10 protein-coding genes are annotated in these 20,821 nt (G+C 36.6%); 6 read left to right on the top strand and 4 right to left on the bottom strand.

From position 1 onward, the window contains the following. Positions 1 to 5: 5 nt before the first annotated feature. Positions 6 to 1,418, bottom strand: a complete 1,413-nt coding sequence (locus SOM16_RS16945) for a glycogen synthase (protein ID WP_320465184.1) — start codon at positions 1,416 to 1,418, stop codon at positions 6 to 8. Positions 1,419 to 1,877: 459 nt separating this feature from the next. On the opposite strand from SOM16_RS16945, the gene SOM16_RS16940 reads away from it, so the two are divergent. Next, the gene (locus SOM16_RS16940; RefSeq protein ID WP_320465183.1) at positions 1,878 to 3,662 is read left to right on the top strand and encodes a glycoside hydrolase family 15 protein; all 1,785 of its coding nucleotides are present in this window, start codon (positions 1,878 to 1,880) and stop codon (positions 3,660 to 3,662) included. 1,246 nt (positions 3,663 to 4,908) lie between these two features. Here SOM16_RS16940 and SOM16_RS16935 read toward each other — a convergent pair. The 3 genes from SOM16_RS16935 to SOM16_RS16925 form a co-directional block, all read right to left on the bottom strand. Beyond that, positions 4,909 to 7,098, bottom strand: a complete 2,190-nt coding sequence (locus tag SOM16_RS16935) for a bifunctional alpha,alpha-trehalose-phosphate synthase (UDP-forming)/trehalose-phosphatase (RefSeq protein ID WP_320465182.1) — start codon at positions 7,096 to 7,098, stop codon at positions 4,909 to 4,911. 177 nt (positions 7,099 to 7,275) lie between these two features. Further along, positions 7,276 to 8,634 (bottom strand): HAMP domain-containing sensor histidine kinase, encoded by a 1,359-nt coding sequence (locus tag SOM16_RS16930; RefSeq protein ID WP_320465181.1) that lies wholly within the window; start codon positions 8,632 to 8,634, stop codon positions 7,276 to 7,278. Between the two features lie 65 nt (positions 8,635 to 8,699). Next, positions 8,700 to 10,109, bottom strand: a complete 1,410-nt coding sequence (locus SOM16_RS16925; protein WP_320465180.1) for a sigma-54 dependent transcriptional regulator — start codon at positions 10,107 to 10,109, stop codon at positions 8,700 to 8,702. A gap of 317 nt (positions 10,110 to 10,426) precedes the next feature. Between SOM16_RS16925 and SOM16_RS16920 the strand changes: the two genes are divergently transcribed. The 5 genes from SOM16_RS16920 to SOM16_RS16900 all read left to right on the top strand — a co-directional run bounded on the left by SOM16_RS16920 (position 10,427) and on the right by SOM16_RS16900 (position 20,618). After that, positions 10,427 to 11,671 carry an efflux RND transporter periplasmic adaptor subunit gene (locus SOM16_RS16920; RefSeq protein ID WP_320465179.1) on the top strand — a complete coding sequence of 415 codons (1,245 nt, stop codon included), beginning with the start codon at positions 10,427 to 10,429 and terminating at the stop codon, positions 11,669 to 11,671. Between the two features lie 199 nt (positions 11,672 to 11,870). Beyond that, a complete protein-coding gene (locus SOM16_RS16915; protein WP_320465178.1) occupies positions 11,871 to 12,569 on the top strand; it encodes an ABC transporter ATP-binding protein in 699 nt (232 codons plus the stop codon). Positions 12,570 to 12,900: 331 nt separating this feature from the next. Next, positions 12,901 to 15,267, top strand: coding sequence for an ABC transporter permease (locus tag SOM16_RS16910; protein ID WP_320465177.1), 2,367 nt, complete (start codon positions 12,901 to 12,903; stop codon positions 15,265 to 15,267). Positions 15,268 to 15,579: 312 nt separating this feature from the next. Further along, a complete protein-coding gene (locus SOM16_RS16905) occupies positions 15,580 to 17,949 on the top strand; it encodes an ABC transporter permease (protein ID WP_320465176.1) in 2,370 nt (789 codons plus the stop codon). Positions 17,950 to 18,242: 293 nt separating this feature from the next. Continuing rightward, a complete protein-coding gene (locus tag SOM16_RS16900) occupies positions 18,243 to 20,618 on the top strand; it encodes an ABC transporter permease (RefSeq protein WP_320465175.1) in 2,376 nt (791 codons plus the stop codon). The last annotated feature ends 203 nt before the right edge of the window (positions 20,619 to 20,821 follow it).

Here is a 20,821-nt window from a genome sequence, read left to right as displayed (position 1 = left end):
TAAGCTTATTTTAATATTTGGTATAAATCTATATAATTTGTCGCTGCCTGATCCCAGGAATGATCTATCTTCATCATTGTCTTCCGAACCGTTTTAAAGGCTTTCTTATCATTGTATAATGCTAATGCCCGACTTATAGCGTGTGTTACATCCCATACAGTGGTTTGATCATGACAGATTCCAAATCCACCATCACCAATGTCGATCACTGTATCTCTTAAGCCACCAACCCTGCGTACAATAGGAACTGTTCCATAACGCAATGCATAAAGTTGGTTTAAACCACAAGGCTCAACCCGTGATGGCATTAACAGAAAATCTGCACCTGCATACATCTCGTGCGAAACTTTTTCATTGTACCCGATGTAGGCATTATATTTTTCACTGTAATAATCTTTTATTTGATTCAACCGCCCTTCTATTTCGGTATCCCCAGATCCTAAAATCAAAATATTAATATCATCTCCATGTTGCTGAAGTGCGCTGTAAAAAATATCAGGCAGTAAATCAGCACCTTTTTCATCAACCAACCTCCCTATAAAAGTAAAGAGTGCTTTTGAAGGATCTAATTGAAAAACATCACAAAGTGCTTTTTTGTTTGCAGCTTTACCACTTTCTAACGTTTTTAGATTGTAATTTTTGCCCAGCATTGGGTCTGTTTGCGGATTCCAGACCTCGGTATCAATTCCATTTAAAATGCCAACAGACTTCCAGCGTTCCTGTCTTAAAAGGCTTTCAAGTCCACGTGCGTTATACATCATTTCTTCCATATAACTAGGTGAAACTGTAGTAACCCGCCATGCACATTTAATTGCAGCAGCTAAAGGATTAATGGAATCTTTCCATCCCAATAATCCACCTTTCCATAAATCAAAAGCTGGTAAATAATAAAGCTTATCCCAGCCAAACTGACCTTGATATTGTGCGTTATGAATCGTTAAAACAGTAGGAACTTTACTAATGGCCTGATATTTTAGGCAATTTGAGACCATAAAGGGAACTAAGCCGGTATGGTGATCATGACAATGAATAATATCAGGACGGTGCTCCCACTGGGCAATCCAGTCTAGTGTTGCAATCTGAAAAGCAACAAATCGTTCCGTATCATCATCATAACCATACACATTTGGCCGATCGGTTAAACCTTGAATATGGACAAGGTATAGATCGAAACCTAATTTGTTGGTCTTCTCTTTAAAAACCCGGTATTGAAAATGATTATTTCCATAATTAGACCAGGCATCATAAGCTACTTCAAACTCGCTTTCTCTAATAAATTTTGTATCGTAGGCCGGAACAACCACCTTGGCAATGTGGCCGATTTTATTCTGGTATTTCGGTAAAGCCCCAACTACATCAGCTAATCCGCCAACTTTTGCAGCAGGGTAACACTCGGCGCTTATATGTATAATTTCCATCAAATATTTGGTGTAGATAACTGTGTTAAGTTAGTAATTGTTTTTAAATTAGCGCTTATTCGGAAATTTATTTTTAGTTGAAATAACCTGTGATAAACAACATTTTTATTTAGCTATTGCTATACAGAACGTTGCGGTAAAAATTCAGTAGAGATGGAGTTTTGTAACTTTTTACTGTTATTTTGATTTAAGAGGTTAGGGTTTTAATTATTTTTGAAAGTGAGCAGCACTGAGTTAATGGCGGCAGGTAACCCTGCTTTTTGCTGCAATTTTTTTGTTAGTTCTTTACGGGAAAAGGAATATACGTTTAACAAAAAAGATTTCCGCTTCAATCAGGCTTAAATACAAAGTATAGTAATAGGCCTCATGATAAGTTAGCCGATAAAAAAGAGCTTTTTTACATTCCTGCCAACATTTTTGGCAAAAGCTTGTTAGTTCATAAACACATAAAAATAGCTTATGGCTGAACAGCATCTTTATCAAACTGGAATAATAGGAAATTGTGCATTTATAGCACACGTAAATAAAAATACTGATATCTCTTGGCTCTGCTGGCCTCGTTTTGATAGCCCTTTTGTATTTGGAAGTTTATTGGATAAAAACAAAGGCGGCGAATTCTCCATCCTTCCACAAGGCGAATACAGTTCAACACAGTATTATATCGAAAACACGAATGTATTAAGAACAGAAATCACCGCTGAAGACGGAAAGTACCGCATTACGGATTTTGCACCACGCTTTAGGCTTCATGAGCGATATTTTAAACCCCTCATGTTCATCAGGAAAATTGAACCTTTAGAAGGCAATCCCCGGGTAACCATAAAATGTCAGCCGGTTTGCGATTATGGCAAAGGAAGAATGAGGGCCAGTCGCGGCAGTAACCACATCGATTATTTAGGTTGTGATGAGAATATCCGATTAAGTACCAATGTATCCTTAACCTATATTATTGACGAAAAGGCATTTGTGCTAAATGAAACCAAATACCTGATCATGACGTATGGACAAGATTTGGAAGCACCTATTGTTAGCACAGCAGAAAACTTTCTAAGGGAAACAATTGGTTATTGGAGGTTGTGGATTAAACACTCTACCATTGCCGGTTTTTATCAGCCACTTGTAATTCGTTCTGCATTGGTTCTGAAAATTCATCAATATGAAGATACAGGTGCAATTATTGCCGCAAGTACCACGAGTTTGCCAGAGTCTCCAGGAAGTACCAGAAATTGGGATTACCGTTATTGCTGGTTAAGAGATTCTCATTATGTGCTTACTTCTTTAAATCATATCGGTCATTTTGAAGAAATGGAGAAGTATTTCAATTACCTCTCTGATATTTCTCATAATGAAGATGAGCGTTATCAGCCTTTATACGGCATTGCAGGGGAAAGGGAGATTATCGAAACTACTTTAGATCATTTAGAGGGTTATAAAGGTGAAAAGCCTATCCGGATTGGTAATCAGGCCTACGAACACATTCAGAATGATATTTACGGACAGGTTTTAACATCGATGTTACCCCTTTACACTGATCATCGTTTTGTGTTTTCAGAGCGCAGTGATTCCGTTAAATGGATTGAAAGTGTGCTGTCTAAAATTGAAAGAACTATCGATGAAAAGGATGCGGGTATCTGGGAATTTAGAAATATTGCTAATGTGCACTGCTATAGTAATTTATTTCAGTGGGCTGGCGCACATGCGGCTTTAAAAATGGCCAAAACGATCGGTAATCAGGATTTCGAACAACGGGCACAGATTTTAATAGATAAAGCTGCGGCGCACATCGAGGCTTGTTATGATCCCGAGCGAAAGGTTTATACTAATGCAGTTGGTAGCCCTTATTTAGATGCCAGTACCTTACAACTGATTATGATGAATTATCTTGATCCTGCTTCAGACCGTGCTAAAGACCATTTGATTGCACTGGAAAAGGAACTTAAAACAGAAGATGGTTTGTTCTACAGGTATTTACATGCTGATGATTTCGGAAAACCTAAAACTACTTTCCTGATCTGTGCTTTTTGGTACGTAGAGGCGCTGGCTTGTGTAGGCAGGGTTGATGAAGCTATTAAAGAATTTGAGAATATTATTAAATATTGTAATCATTTATTGCTTTTTAGCGAAGATGTTGATGCCAAAACGGGTAGTCAATGGGGAAATTTCCCTCAGGCATACAGCCACGTTGGTTTAATGAATGCGGCACATCGCATTGCAATTAAATTAGACAGACCAATATTTTTGTAGCGATAGGGACAAAATTTTCCCGCATGTTTAGGTGATTCCTGCAGATTTTTCTGCAGTGATCTCCTGTATATGCGGGATTTTTTTTGCTTATCTATCGGTCGTGTTTCCCAAAACCGAAATGATGATACACTAAAGATAAAATGGTTCAGCTGAAGTAAATAGTGAAGCGCTTCAAATAAGGATGCTGAATCAGGTTCAGCAAGACGAGCGTTTAACCAACTGTTTATGGAAATATCAATTATCTTGGTTTTTATGCAATAAAGAATCTTCTATTAGCAATTAGGAAAAATGGTAACCATGTAAGACATATAGATATTGAAGCTCGATAGCCTACAAAACTAGGTTAGTTGTCTAAAAATTAATGATGAAGAAAAATGATAACTTAACCATGTAAGATTCCAAAGATCTAAATGTTCCAAAATTTTGATTGTAGTAGTGTCGCTCAGACTAACGCACCAACGTCTATATTTTCTTATATGTCTTAGGTGGTTCACTTTTTTAATCTATAACATACAAGAATTAAGCGCTATGGCTAAAAAACTACGTTTAACACTTAAAGATAAGCAAGTAGGAAAAATGGTAACCATATAAGACATATAGATATTGAAGCTCGATAGCCTAAAAAACTACGCCAATTTCCTGAAAATGAGTAATAAGGGAAAATGATAACTTAACCATATAAGATTCCAGAGGTCTAAATGTTCCAAAATTTTGATTGTAGCCTACCGTTCCGACTACCGCACCAAAACATATATTTTCTTATATGTCTTAGGTGGTTCACTTTTTAATTTATAACATAGAAGAATTAAGCGCTTTGTCTACAAACTAAGTTTAGCACCTAAAGATAAAGATTAGGAAAAAATGGTAACCATGTAAGACATATAGACATTGAAGCTCGATAGCCTAAAATCTACGTTAGTACATACAGAGATTATTAATTAGAAAAATGATAACTTGAACATGTAGATTCCAAAGGTCTAAATGCTCAAAATTTTTGCTGTAAGCTAGGCGTTCAGACTAACGCACCAAAGTCTATATTTTCTTATATGTCTTAGGTGGTTCACTCTTTTAAGCTATAACATATAAGAATCAAGCGCTACAGATAAAAAAACTAAGTTTAAGATTTGCAGTTGTTAACGTACCTGACGCCAAACCGAAAGTATAATGTCATTCTGAGCCTTTCGAAGGACCTGAAAAAAAATCTAGGGCGTTTCGACAAACTCAGCATGACAAATCTTGATATAAATTAATGAATTTCTGTAACCTCATCCTTAATCAAACTCCATAGCAGATTTCTTACCTCTTTATAATCATTCAGGTAATACTTCGCTTCAGAAATATTGTTGCCAACTTTGATTGTAAACGCATCGTTAGGTAGGGCCCTGAAAATATCTTCATCGGTATGATCATCACCCAGTGCGAGAATAAAATCTGGTTGCTTACCATAAAGCCAATTTAGTGCAGCTTTGCCTTTATTCACTTCCATATTTTTAAACTCAATCACTTTATTTCCTGGCATTAGTTGCAAACCTTTGTCTGCAGCCAGAATTTTTAAATGACTTACAATCTCATTCGCTCTTAAGTCGCCTAATCCTTCTTCCGCTTTGCGGTAATGCCAAACCAAAGAATAACTTTTTTCTTCGATGAAAGATCCTGGTGTTCTATCGGTATAGGTTTCCAGAATTGATTTCATTTCTTGTTTCCATTGATCGGTGAGAAGCGGAAGGCAATTCCATTTATCACCATAAGCTTTTTGCCATGCACCATGTTCTGCAATTAAATCAACTTTTAAATGTCCAAACCATTTTTCCAAGGTCTCATTTCTTCTTCCGCTGATAATAACAACTGTATTTGATGGATCTGCTGTCAATTTGGAAATCAAATTATAAAGTTCCTCATCCGGAGATGCATCATCAATGTTTCCGGAGAAGTCTACAAGAGTTCCATCGTAATCGAGAAACAAAACCCTGTTTTCTGTAAGGTTATATTCTACGCTGATCACTTCTTTAATGGAATGTACGGCATGTTTTGTTAATAATGAGTTTTGAGAATCTTTCACTTCGTCTAGTCTTAAAATAAAATTATTTACCCAATGTTTAACATTGAATTTTTCTACAATACCCCTCATGGCTTTCATGCGGGCTTGTTGTTCTGCTAACGGCATTTTGAGGGCTAAAACAATAGCCTCCATAATATCGCCTAAGTTGTTCGGGTTTACAATCACGGCATCTGTAAGCTCTTTAGATGCACCGGCCATTTCGCTTAAAATCAGCACGCCATCGTTGCGATTTCTACTGGCTACATATTCCTTACTTACTAAATTCATACCATCACGCATGGGCGTAACCAAACAGATGTCTGCAGTAGCGTAAAGTGCTGATAAAACTTCAATTGGAAAGGAACGGTAGAAATAGTTAACAGGAATCCAGTTGATAGAGCGGTACCGGGCATTCAAATTGCCAACAAACTGGTCGATCTGTTCTTTTAAATCCCTGTATTGTGGAACTGTATCTCTTGAGGGAACCACAATCATATAAAGTTCTATTTTGCCAATATATTCTGGATGAACCTGAAGCAGTAATTCCAATGCTTTTAAACGTTCTAGAATTCCTTTACTATAATCCAGGCGATCAATAGACAGAATTACTTTCATGTCTTCCTTACCATTACGGAAGTATTCAATTTCTTTTTGAACTTCATCATAGGCAGTCAGATTAGAAAATTTATCAAAATCAATCCCCATTGGGAAAGCTTCGACCACTATTTGCCTTTCGTTACTATTTAAGATATTGGCTGATGAATTTACAGGAAGTAACCTGGTAGCCGTGCTTATAAAATGGCGAACATCATCATAAGTATGGAAACCAATTAAATCTGCACCCAACATGCCGTTTAGTAATTCATCCCGCCAGGGGATTAATCTAAATATTTCATATGATGGGAAGGGGATATGCTGGAAAAAACCAATGGTAGACTGCGGTAATTTTTCCCGTAGCACTCCAGATAATAGCAGGAGTTGATAATCCTGAATCCATATTTTATCTTTTTTTGAGAGTACATTTAATGCTGCCTTTGCAAACTTATTGTTTACTGATTTGTAGCAATCCCAATAACTTTGTTCGTAATGTGCGTAGGTTACGAGGTAATGAAAAACTGGCCATAAAACTTCGTTTGAAAAGCCTTCATAATAGAGATTAATTTCTTCCTGCGTGAGGAATACAGGGTAGAGGTTGAGGGCGGAGAGTTTATCTATTACTTCTTGTTGTCTTTCTTCCGGTACTTCAATTCCCGGCCATCCGATCCAGATGGAGTTGCCTGTTTTATAAACGTCTCCAAGGCCTGTAGCAAGTCCTCCTTCACTTGGGATGAAGGTATACTCGTTGTTTTCTTCAATGATTTTAACGGGTAGTCTGTTCGATATTATAACTGTCTTCATGCTTGTATTTGTTGTATCCACATAAATAAAAGCCCTTAAAATTGATTTTGTTTGAATTTTTAGGTTAAAAAAACATTCAAATGATTTTAACCGGAATTTTTAATTGATTACTTTTTAAAACGTAGAGGTGTAAGAACTTAAGTTTAAATCTGGTATTTAAATTTGAATGATCAGGATTTACACATAGTTAAAAACCAACGAAAAAGTAGTTTTTTCGTTCGGTACAGATACCACTTCGATACTTCCCCTGTGCATTTTCATAATGTTGCGGCTGATGGTTAAACCGATACCTGAACCATTTCTTCTTGTTGTATAAAAGGGAACAAAAATCTTTTCTAAGTCTGCCACTTCAATACCATTGCCATTATCTGTTACATCAATATATAGTTTGGTGTTTTCCAATCGATAACTCACGATGATATGTGGGGTTTCCTTTTCTTCAACGGAATAAATACTGTTGGTAATCAGGTTGATCAGCGCCTGTTCAACCAGTTTTAAATCAAGCTGGACTGTGATTTTAGAACTGGTTTGTTCCACATCTAACAACACATTTTTGACCTTGGCAAAAGGTTGCATCAGGACTTTAATATGCCTCAAAATTTCGCCGATGGTGTGCGATTCGAGATTTGGAGTTGGCAACTCTGCTATAAGCCGGTAATCTTTAACGAAATCTAAAAGACCCGCAGATCGGCGTTTGATGGTTTGTAAGGCTGTTTTCAAATCTTCCATTTCATCTTGATCGAGATTTTCTTTATCAGTTACCATGCTGTTGATCGTATCTGATAATGAACTGATTGGCGTGATGGAATTTAAAATTTCATGCGAAATCACACCGATCAATCTATTCCACGCCTCAGTTTCCTTTTGCTCAATTTCATCTTTAATGTTTTGAAAACTAAGGATGGTATAATTTTTTCCATAGAGGTTAAGGGGAATAACTTCTGTGGAAAGCTGAATAAATTTTTCGTTGATTTTCAATTCCAGAAAACGTTTTCCACCATTTGGAATCTGATCAATTTCATTGGCAAAAGCGGGTAAATGCTGTTTTAAACGATGCCAGTATTTATAGGCTGGTACGCCTAAAAGATTGGACGCCGCTTGATTAAAAAAAGCAATTTCCTGATGTTTGTTATCATTAACTGTCGCATTAATTACGATTACGCCAACGGGAACCTGTTCCAGAATGGTTTTAATGAGTTGAAACATGGCTTCCTGCTCCAAGCGGATTTGCTTGTGCACCTGGAGGATGTCGCCGAAAGATTCATATAATTCGGGGAAGCTTCCTTTAGTGGCCTTATTTTTAAAATTTAAGGTATGGTCACGCGTTTTTACGGCTAAGATAAAGCGCTTAATATCTGAGCGAATTTCGTTAATGTAATAGTAAAGCGAAATAATAGTTCCGATAAAAATTAGACCTACGCCAATAATGGTAAACCAAAGTTGGGTGTTTTTGATAAGATAGAAGAGGAGATAACCAAGTAAATTGATGATTAGCAGCCGAAAGATTAAGCGAAAGGTAAAGCGTTTGTAAAACATGTTTTTAAAGCTAAAAGCTCAAGCTAAAAGATCAAAGCTTTCTGCTTTAGTCTTTCCGCTTTGAGCTAGATTCCAAATTTCTCAATTCTTCTGTATAAAGCTGCACGTGTTAAACCCAATTCTGCTGCGGCTTTTGAAATATTTCCTTTGTGTTTATCGATCGCTTTTTGTACCATCATTTTCTCCATATCTCCAAGCGCCATTTCATCTGGAATTGAATTATTTTGCGCAAAACGCTGTGGGCTAAGCTGTAAGTCTTCTTCGGTAATTTCCCGTCCATCGCTCATAATCACTGCTCTTTCCAACACATGCTGCAATTCCCTTACATTTCCTGGCCATTTATAATGTAGAAGAATGTCTTCAGCTTTATGGCTTAAACTTCGGTTTTCTTTATGATACTTTGTGCTAAAAACCTGCATAAAATAATTTGCTAACAGTAAGATGTCTCTTCCTCGCTGACGTAAAGGTGGCAGTAAAAGTTCAACGGTATTAATCCGGAAAAGTAAATCCTGCCTAAATGTATTTTTAGCAACCATATCATTCAAGGGCATATTCGTTGCTGTAATTAACCTAACATTCACTTTCCGCTCTTTGCTTTCACCTAAGCGGGTTACTGTTCTGTTTTGCAAAACGCTTAACAGTTTTGCCTGAAGGGGAAGTGTCAAATTTCCAATCTCATCTAAAAAGATAGTCCCACCATCTGCCAATTCAAACCTGCCGGGTTTATCTTCCTTCGCATCAGTAAAAGCACCCTTAGCATAACCAAAAAGTTCACTTTCGAATAAATTTTCATTTAACGAGCCTAAATCCACATGCATAAATACTTGGTTTTTTCGCTGGGAATTTCCATGTATTTCGTAAGCAAAAACTTGTTTACCGGTTCCGTTCTCCCCCAAAATCAAAACATTCGCATCTGTTGGCGCTACTTTCATCAAAGTGTTTTGAAGTTGTTTAATCCCCTCTGCCTCACCAACAATATTCTCGAAACCCCTGGTCATATCTTTTTGTAAGGAAGTATGGATTTTCTCGAGTTTCTTAACTTTTCTGTTTGATTCCCGCAATTTGGAAGCAGCAGAAATGGTAGCGAAAAGTTTTTCATTTTCCCATGGCTTTAAAATGAAATCCGTTGCACCATTTTTAATTGCCTTTACAGCGAGTTCGACGTTTCCAAAAGCCGTCATTAAAATGACCACATAATCCTTATCAATTGATAAAATGTGTTCCAGCCAATATAACCCTTCCCGTCCGTCGCTGGCACCTTTCTGGTAGTTCATATCCAGCAAAATGATATCCACTTCGTTTTTACTTAATAAAACGTTAATCTCTTTAGGCGATTTGCACGTAATTACTTGCTTTACCTGTTGCTTAAGGAATAACCTGGCACTCAATAGAATGTCATCATCATCATCAATAATTAATACGGTGGCGTCTAAGCCCTCCGCCCCTAAAGGGGAACCTGAATTTCTGTCGTTCATGTAAGTTGTATTATATAAAGCGTAAAACTTTTATCCAACGCTTCTGCTCCTAAAGGGGAAACTTAAATTCTATGTTTATGATAAATGTATTTTTACAACTTTTTTAGCTCCCGCTATTTAACTTCGCCTGTAACTGCTCCTTTGGGTGGCTGGTGGGTAAAATTAATAAAACTGTCCGTTGCCGTACATTAACTGTTCGATAATGAACATGTAAATGTGATCGTAAATTGCAACTAATTGTTTTTCAGTAGGTTAATTATCTTATTTTCGATTGGCACAAGCTTGGCTTAAGGGAAACCGAACAGTAGTACCGAACAATGGATAAAAAAATAGAGAAAAAAAGATTTACCACAAAAACCCTGATGATGCTCGGTGGCGCGGTAGTTTTTATAGCAATTGTACTTTACGGCTATACCTTATCGCTTAAGAAAACTTATAGTGCCGATGCTGAAAAACTAACCATTAGTAAAGTGCAGTATGGAGATTTTGAGGATGTTGTTTTATTAAATGCTAGTGTTGTTCCGTTAACGTCTGTTATTGTAAGTTCGGCAGAGGGGGGGACTGTTGCAGAAATCTTTACAGAAAATGGTGCATCAGTGGTAAAAGGAACTCCCTTATTAAGGATTGCGAATTCAAATGCAATGTTGGGATACACTTCACAACAAACTGCAGCAACAGAGCAAATTAATCAGTTGCGTAAATCAAGGTTAGATTTAGAGCAAAATCAAAGAATTTTAAACCAGGATGTGCTTGATGTTGAAAACAATTTACGTACAGCTACCCGCCAATATAGATTAGATAGTACTTTATATATTAAAAAAGTAATCACGCTTCAGGAATTTAATAAGTCTGTTCAGGATTATGAATATTATCAGGGCAAGCTGAAGATTGTAAGACAAGCGATTAAACAGGAGAATCAAAGTCGTAAAATGCAGCTTTCCCAGATTGATCAATCGATGAATCAAATGAATGAAAGTTTAGAAATGATCCGTAAAAATATTGAAAACATGACGATTAAGGCACCAGTTTCAGGTAAATTGTCTTCATACGATCCGGTGACTGGGAAATCTTATACTTCCAATGAAATGATTGGTAAAATAGATGTTTTGCAAGGTTATAAATTACAGGCCGGAGTTGATGAATATTACATCAACCGGGTGAAAGAAGGGCAAACAGCGAGCTGCGAATTTAATGGTAAAACATACAACTTAGCTGTAAGTAAAGTTATTCCAGAAGTTACAGCTGGTCAGTTTCAGGTAGAAATGGTCTTTAAAGGACCGTCGCCTGAGGGTTTACGTCGCGGTTTATCGCTGCAAACCAAACTTACCTTGTCTGATAATAGCAAATCATTGCTTTTAGCACAAGGTCAATTTTTCCAGAGCACCGGCGGATCTTGGGTATTTGTGGTAAATAATGGCAAAGCCACTAAGAAAAATGTAAAAATTGGAAGAAAAAATTACCTGTATTATGAAATATTGGATGGTTTGGTCAAAGGTGATGAAGTGATTACTTCTTCTTACGATCAGTTTAATCAATATGATCAGGTAGAGATTAGTAAGTAGAGATGTAATGGATGAGTTGGGAGTTGGGAGTTGGGAGTTGGGAGTTGGGAGTTTTTAAAAATAGGAATACAAGTTAGGAAATATATTCAAGTCTTGATACCTGATACTAAATACTTGCCAATAAAGAATTAATAAAAATACTCAGGTCTTGATACTTGATACTAAATACCTGATACTAAATACTTGATATTAAAACGCTATGATCAAAATAGAAAATCTGGAAAAAGTTTACAAAACTGAAGAAGTAGAAACTACTGCACTAAATGGAATCAATCTTCATGTAAAAGAAGGAGAGTTTGTATCTATAATGGGGCCATCAGGTTGTGGAAAATCAACGCTGCTGAATGTAATGGGTCTGTTGGATAAGCCTGAAAGTGGAAGTTACAAATTTATTGATACCGAACTGCTAACTTTAAATGATAGAGAACGGTCCAATTTCAGAAAAAGAAACATGGGTTTCGTTTTTCAAAACTTCAATTTAATTGATGAACTAACGGTTTTTGAAAATATCGAACTACCATTAATTTATAATAAAATTCCGGGAGATGAACGCAAAAAATTGGTGAATGAAATCATTGAAAGGATGAATATTGTAAACCGAAGCGGACACTTTCCTCAGCAATTATCCGGCGGACAGCAACAGCGGGTTGCCGTAGCGAGGGCTTTGGTAACTAAGCCAAAATTGGTTTTAGCCGATGAGCCTACCGGAAACCTGGATAGTTCGCATGGTAACGAGGTAATGGAATTGCTTTGTGAGTTAAATGAAACCGGAACCACTATCGTAATGGTAACGCACTCCAGTCACGATGCAAGTTTTTCAAACCGAATCATCAACCTCAAAGATGGCCATGTGATTTCTGAAAAAATAAATAAAAGTAGAAACGAGGAACTGATATAAGCTGGAAGGTAAATAGTTGAGGGTTTTCATTCCCCATCTTCCTAACAATGACCTTTCAATTCCATAAGCTCAGACGAAAAATTTTAGTTTAGTTAATGATAAGTCTTCCTAAAAATCTTCCTGGATGGGGAGATTTAGGTAGGCGCTTTGAAGGATGAAAGAGCAAGGATGAAAGAGCAAGGACGAAAGACTAAAGCCGAAGATTGTGGCGAATAAATTAATGCGAAAAATAATAATTTAAGACTTAAGCGATTTGCTAGTGTCTTGATACTTGATACTAAATACCCGATACTAACTACTCGATACGATATACTAACTACCCAATACTAATATGTTCAAACTCAACTTAAAAATCGCTTTGCGAAACCTTTGGAGAAATAAAGGATTTTCGTTAATTAATATAGGTGGATTGGCTATTGGACTGGCTAGCTGCATGGTTTTGCTTTTGTACATTAATTACGAGTATAGTTATGATAGGCAATATAAAAATTACGCTAAAACATATGTTGCTTATACAAATATGGAAGCAAATGGTAAAACATTTAGTTGGGCATGGACTCCAGGTTTACTCGCTCCAAACATTGCCGATAATATGTCTGAAGTAGAGTATGCTGCTCGCTCAACCTATCCAAATCAACAACTAATAAGTTATGGAGATAAAAAAATCAAGAGTATAAGTTTATTTGCAGACCCGTCTTTTCTTAAAATATTAAATTATCATTTTTTAAGTGGCAATCCGGATAAGGCTTTAAATAATGTAAATTCTGTAATTCTGACTAAATCATTAGCTAAAAAACTTTTTGGTTCAGAGGATCCCATCAATAAATCGTTGAAGCTTGATAACCAGGATGTATTAAAAGTAGAAGCTGTGATAGATGATTTACCTGCAAACAGTTCTATCGTTTTCGAGTATATTATGCCTTGGAAGTTATTTGAAAAAAGAGAGCCCTGGACTTTGAAAAATGGTTGGGGAAGTAATTTTTGTTTAACGTTAGTTCAGCTTCGGAATTCAAATTTATTAGATCAAGCCAATGCTACCATTAAGAATATTTATAGAAGAAATCAATCAAATATCACCAATACATCTTTTCTCCATCCTTTTGCCGAATGGCATCTTTATAATGAGTTCGAAAACGGTAAAACGATTGGTGGAAAAATAGATCAGCTAAGGATTTTCTTTTTGTTAGCTTTTTGTATTCTTTTAATAGCCTGTGTAAACTTTATGAATCTATCGACTGCACGTTCTGAAAAACGTGCGAGAGAAGTTGGGGTGCGCAAGGCTATTGGTTCTTCCCGAAAATCTATTATTTATCAATTCCTACTGGAAAGCTTGATGATGGCGTTTATCTCTGCGATAATTGCTTTTATTTTAGTGGAAATCAGCTTGCCATATTTTAATAATCTTCTTAATATTAAACTGGTGATCGAATATCACAATTGGAAATATTGGGCCACATTATTATGGTTAGTCTTATTTACAGGAATAATTGCAGGGAGCTATCCTGCATTCTTTTTGTCATCATTCGATCCAGTGAAAGTATTAAAAGGATTTGGAATACAAACCGGTGCTACATTTTCTATTCGTAGAATACTCGTTGTTTTCCAATTCGTTTTTGCCGCCTGCTTAATCATTTGCACAGCCGTAATTTATCAGCAATTAAACTATATTAAAAATAAGCCGATTGGTTATAATAATAGCAACCTTGTTGAACTATATATTCAGGGAAATTTAAAAAACAGTAAAAAACAAGAACTGCTTAAACAGCAACTGTTGAATTCTGGTCTGGCAACTCATATTTCTACATTTAGTATGAGTCTTGCAAATGGTGGAAATAATACTTCTGATTTAAGTTGGCCGGGCAAAAATCCCAATGATAAAGTATTATTCAATGAACGAGGAACAGGGAACGACTTCGTTAAAACGGTTGGTACGAAAATGATTGCGGGCCGTGAATTTTCAGCTGGCTTCAAAGATACAAGCAATATAATTTTTAATGAAGCAGCCATAAAAATTATGGGATTGAAAAATCCTGTTGGATCAGTTATCAGCTGGGGCGATCGGAAATGTACAATCATTGGTGTCATGAAAGATTTTGTTGTCGAATCTCCATATCGAAAGGTAGACCCTATGGTTTTTTATCCATCTTACTTAAACAGCGTTGGTGTAATGTTAATAAAGCTGTCTCCAAGTCAAAATGTTAGTTCATCCATCGCAAGGTTGGATGCTATTGTAAAGGACATTAATCCAGATTATCCAGTAGATAAAGGATTTGTAAATCAGTCATTTGAAGCCAAGTTTCAAAATGAAAAACTTTTGGGCACGCTTTCCAATTGGTTTGGTGGTTTTGCTATCTTCATTTCCTGCCTCGGATTATTGGGTTTAGCACTTTTTATGGCAGAGCAACGCAAGAAAGAAATCAGTATCCGTAAAGTTCTTGGTGCAAGTACGGCTAATATCCTTACACTTTTAAATAAAGATTTTATCAAACTCGTGGCAATTGCCAATGTGGTTGCCTTTCCAGTAGCGTACCTGGTAATTAATAAGTGGCTTTCTGCATTCGAATATCGGGTTGACATATCGTTTTGGCCATTTGCGCTTGCCATTACCATATCGCTTTTGATTGCCATTTTGACCGTCAGCATTCAATCTGTAAAAGTGGCTAAAGCTAATCCGATTGATGCTTTGAAATATGAATAGGGGGGAGAGGTTAGAAAAGGTTTAGTGGGTTAGGAAAAGGTTAGAGAAGCGTTAGTAAATTAGAGAAGATGCTAGTGAGTTAGGGTTTTGAGTTTACAAACTAATCAGTCCATTCTACCCCCTAAAAACTTCTAAGGCTATAAATTTTAATCATATAAAGTCTTGATACTAAATACCAAATACTTGCAAACTGTCGCTAACCCATGCTAAACTTTAACCCTCTAACCCATTACTTCATGGCCCTCCACAGTCTTAATACTTAATACTTGATACTAAATACTCGATACTATATACTAACTACCCAATACCAATATGTTCAAACTCAACTTAAAAATCGCTTTGCGAAACCTTTGGAGAAACAAAGGATTCTCTTTGATCAATATCGGAGGTTTAGCCATTGGCTTAGCCAGTTGTATGGTTTTGCTTTTATACGTTGCATATGAATGGAGTTACGATAAGCAGTTTATTAATCATGATAAAACCTATGTAGTTTATCAAAGCTCTGTTGCAAATGGTAAAACCTTTAGCTGGGCTTGGACACCAAACTTAATGGCCAAGGAAGTGCAGGAAAAAATTACAGGGGTGAAATATGCATCACATTCCTCTTATCCAAATCCAAAACTGATTACAGTTGGTGACAAGCGGATAAATAGTAGGGCCGTTTTTGCAGACCAATACTTTACAAAAGTATTTGATTATCAATTTATTCGTGGCAATCCAGCAAAAGCCTTGGAAGGGGTTAATAGCATTATTCTTACCAAGTCTTTTGCAGAAAAGTTATTTGGAAATGAGGATCCCATTAATAAAACCGTAAAGCTAGAAAACCAAGATGTGTTAAAAGTAGAGGCGATAATACAAGATGTGCCAGCAAATAGCAGCATCGTTTTTGAATGTATAATGCCTTGGGCATTGTTCGAAAAAAGAGAATCCTGGGTAAAACAGGGTAATTGGGGCAACAACATGTGTTTAACTGTTGTTCAATTAAAAGACAATAAATACTTTAATGAAGCTAATGCCGAAATGAAAGGCATTTACAAACGCAACCAAAAAGAAAATACAGCAGAGGCTTTATTGCATCCGTTAACCAAATGGCATTTATATGCTGATTTTGAAAATGGTAAACCTGTTGGTGGTAAGATAGATCAATTGAAGATATTCTTATTGCTTGCCTTTTGTATTTTATTAATTGCTTGCATAAACTTCATGAATTTATCTACAGCGCGTTCTGAGCGAAGAGCAAAGGAAGTGGGTATTCGCAAAGCAATAGGTTCAAATCGAAAATCGTTAATTAGTCAGTTCTTTTTAGAGTCTTTACTCATCACGTTCATTGCAACCGTTTTAGCCTTCATCTTGGTCGAAATCAGTTTGCCATACTTTAATAGTTTATTAAATATTCAATTATCAATTGATTATAGAAGTATTGCATTTTGGATGGTGCTGTTAGGTTTAATGCTTTTTACAGGGTGTATTGCCGGGAGTTATCCAGCATTATACTTATCATCTTTCGAGCCCATTAAGGTTTTAAAAGGCTTAAAAATCAAAACAGATTCATCCGTTTCGGTAAGACAGGTATTGGTAGTTGGGCAATTTGTGTTTGCAGCATGCTTAATTGTGTGTACGGCTGTCATTTATCAGCAGCTTAATTATGTAAAAAATAAACCAATTGGCTACAATAAGGATGGTTTAGTGCAGGTTGCTGTTCAAGGTAAAATGGCAGACCATGCTAAACTTGAGCTACTTAAAACTAAATTATTGAAATCAGGTGCGGTTTCTGATGTTACTTTTTTTAGCCAGGACCTTACTGAAAGCGGAAATAATACGATAGATGTTTATTGGGAAGGAAAAAATCCTAAAGAATCAATTCTTTTTAATAACAGAGGAATTGGAAGTGATTTTATCAAGACTATTGGTACAGAGCTTGTGGCAGGACGAGAATTTTTAACAAATTCTTTAAACGATAGCAACAGTGTAATGCTTAATGAAGCAGCTGTTAAGATGATGAGGTTAAAAAATCCTGTCGAAACAAAAATCAAATTTTGGGATAACGATAGGAAAATTGTAGGTGTAATTAAAGACTTTGTAGTGGAAAGTGCCTATCAAAGAGTAGCTCCAATGATATTTTTTCCAAGTTCAACATGGGGAGCAGCCGCAGTAATAGTCCGTTTAAACCCTAATCAAAATATAAGTTCTTCATTGATAAAAATTGAGGAGTTGGTAAAGGAAATAGAACCAAATTACCCGGTTAACCGCAAATTTGTAAATGAATCTTTCGAGGTCAAATTTCAGGATGAAAAACTTTTGGGCACGCTTTCCAACTGGTTTGGTGGTTTTGCTATCTTCATTTCTTGCCTGGGATTATTGGGGTTAGCCCTTTTTATGGCAGAGCAACGCAAGAAAGAAATCAGTATCCGTAAAGTTCTTGGTGCAAGTACGGCTAATATCCTTACGCTGTTAAATAAAGACTTTATCAAACTCGTGGCTATTGCCAATGTGGTTGCCTTTCCAGTAGCTTACCTGGTTATTAGTAAGTGGCTTTCTGCATTCGAATATCGGATTGACATATCGTTTTGGCCATTTGCGCTTGCCATTACCATATCGCTTTTGATTGCCATTTTAACCGTCAGCATTCAATCTGTTAAAGTGGCTAAAGCTAATCCGATTGATGCTTTGAAATATGAGTAGGGGGAGAGGTTAGAGAAGGTTAGTGGGTTAGGAAAAGGTTAGAGAAGATGCTAGTGAATTAGGGTTTTGAGTTTGCAAACTAATCACTTCATCCCACCCCCTCAAAACTTCTACGGCTATAATTATTAACCATATAAAGTCTTGATACTAATTACTAAATACTTGCAAACTGTCGCTAACCCATGCTAACCCTCTAACCCTTTACTTCATAGCCCTTCACAGTCTTGATACTTGATACTAAATACTCGATACTATATACTAACTACGTGCTACTAACTACTTAATACCAAAAAATGTTCAAACTCAACTTAAAAATCGCTTTGCGAAACCTTTGGAGAAACAAAGGGATAACTGCTATAAATGTTGGCGGTTTAGCCATTGCTTTGGCTGCATTTATTTTAGTAGCCATGTATTATAGTTATGAAACCAGCTATGATCAGATTAATCCTAATTATGCAAATATCTATGTAGTAGGTAGAATAGAGCCAGATTTTAAGACTAACTATACTTCTCCACCGTTGGCAAAAGTAATTAAGGAAAGTTTTCCTGAAATAGAAAATGCAGGGATTACGAAATTGAACCGCTCGTGGGAACTGGCCATTAAAAATGGGAAGAATGCTGTTTTTACGAAAAATATTCTGCAGGCTGATTATCACGCTGCTAAAATCCTGAACATTAATCCAATAGGAGGTCTGATCAAGCCCTCTGGTGAAGAACGGTTAACTTACTTAAGTGTTGAAAATATCCAGTCCTTATTTCCAGGTAAGCGGGATAACAAACCAGAATTGGTAAGTTATGGATCTGCCAGTTCTGGAGTAACCGGAACTATTGCCGGTGCTATTGTAAATAATGCACATTCTAATTTTAGCGTCGACGGGGTTTCTATTGGCAATGAACTTGGTAAAGGAGAGGCTTATGGTTATAATAATTACAATACTTACGTTCAGCTTAAGCCTGGAACAGATGTGAAAAACCTCGAAGAGAAAATTACGCTTTTATATCGAGCGGAGTTGTTAAAAGGTGAAACTGATCAGAAGACTATCGAAGAAATTAAAGGCATATCAATTTTTTTGGATCCGTTGGCAAATCTGCATTTGAGGCCTAAAGCAGGAAATGATACGCCATATAAAATACTAATTGCGCTTTCAATTCTTGGGGTTTTGATCTTGGTGATCGCCTGTATTAATTTTACGAACCTAAGTATTGCCCAGGCTGCTAAAAGGGCTAAAGAAGTCGGAATTAAAAAAGTTATGGGGGCTTACCGCTTTCAACTTACAGTTCAGTTTTTAACCGAAATATTTATTCAATGTTTGGCGGCAACTATTTTGGCGCTGGTATTTGCAGAATCCGCTTTGCCGTACTTCAACAATTTGTTTCAGGTTAAACTTTCTATCTGGCAGCTTGAAAATAACCTGCTTTGGCAATTGCCTTTAATTTTATGCCTGATCACAGTCATTGCCGGGATTTATCCTGCTTTGGTTTTATCTGGATTCAAGCCTGCGTTGGTACTCAAAGGAAACTTTGCCACCAGTAAACAAAGTTCATGGCTGCGGAATGGATTGCTGGTTTTTCAGTTTAGTATCGCTGTGATATTCATTATTGGTTTATTTATCATCAACTCGCAACTCAAATATATGCGGACGGAAGATTTGGGTTTTTCACCCGGTCAGGTAGTTTTCGTTAAGAATATTGCTTATTTCGGCAAACCCGAAAAGTTTGAGCCATTAAGGAAAAAAATGCTGAATATTCCAGGGATAAAAGCAGCAACTGTAGCCACCGATATTCCGGATGGTTCTGAAAACGGAATTAATGGTTACGTTTTTGAAGGTGAGCAGAAAAGTATAGACTTTGTCGACGTTGATTTTGATTATTTCGAAACCCTGAATATCAAACTGAAAGATGGTCGCTTTTTTTCAAAAACCTTTCCTGCTGATACTGCAACTGCCGCTGTGATTAATGAAAGTGCTGTTGCTAAATATGGGATGAAAAATCCTGTGGGTAAAATTATAAGAGGTTGCGGAATCGATTATAAGATTGTTGGTGTAGCCAGAGACTTTAAAGCCCAAGGGTTTGAAAGTGCTGTTCAACCCACAATCTATGCCATCAAAAATCCTTGTGGAAATGCCAAAACAAATATCATGCTCAATATTGATCATCAGAAAATGAGCGAAGTACTTGCCGCTTTGAAATCGCAATGGTCGCAAATTAATACGCTGGATGGAGAAGATTTTAGGTATGAATTTTTGGATGATTTATATGGCAAACTATTCAAAAAACAAGAGCAACTCCAGTCGGTCTTTTTCGCTGCAGCACTCCTCACCATTTTCATCGCCATTTTAGGTTTATTTGCCTTTGCAAAATACATCACCAATGGTAGAATTAAGGAAATCGCAGTGCGAAAAATCCTGGGCGCAAGCGACGTACAAATTTTCAAGTTGATTAACAGCTCATTTTTTGTGATGGTGCTGATTGCCAATGTAATTTCATGGCCAATTGCGTTTGTACTGGTTAAAATGTGGTTAACCACCTTTACTTATAGAATTGATTTATCGGCCTTGCCATTTGTTATCAGTGGCCTAATTACCATTTTATTAACTGTGATAACGGTAAGCATTCAGGCTAGAAAAGCCGTTAAAGCTAATCCGGTCGATGCTTTGAAATATGAATAGGGGGGAGAGGTTAGAAAAGGTTTATTGGGTTAGGAAAAGGGAAGCGTGAGTAGGTTAGAGAAGATGCTAGTGAGTTAGGGTTTTGAGTTGACAAACTAATCACTCCATTCTACCCCCTCAAAATTTCTAACGCTATAAATTTTAACCATATAAAGTCTTGATACTAAATACTAAATACTTGCAAACTGTCGCTAACCCATGCT

This window comes from Pedobacter sp. CFBP9032, assembly GCF_034045265.1.
Taxonomy (GTDB): Bacteria; Bacteroidota; Bacteroidia; order Sphingobacteriales; family Sphingobacteriaceae; genus Pedobacter.
The sequence above is the reverse complement of the archived record's forward strand: the minus strand, read 5'-3'. Positions and strand labels throughout refer to the sequence as shown.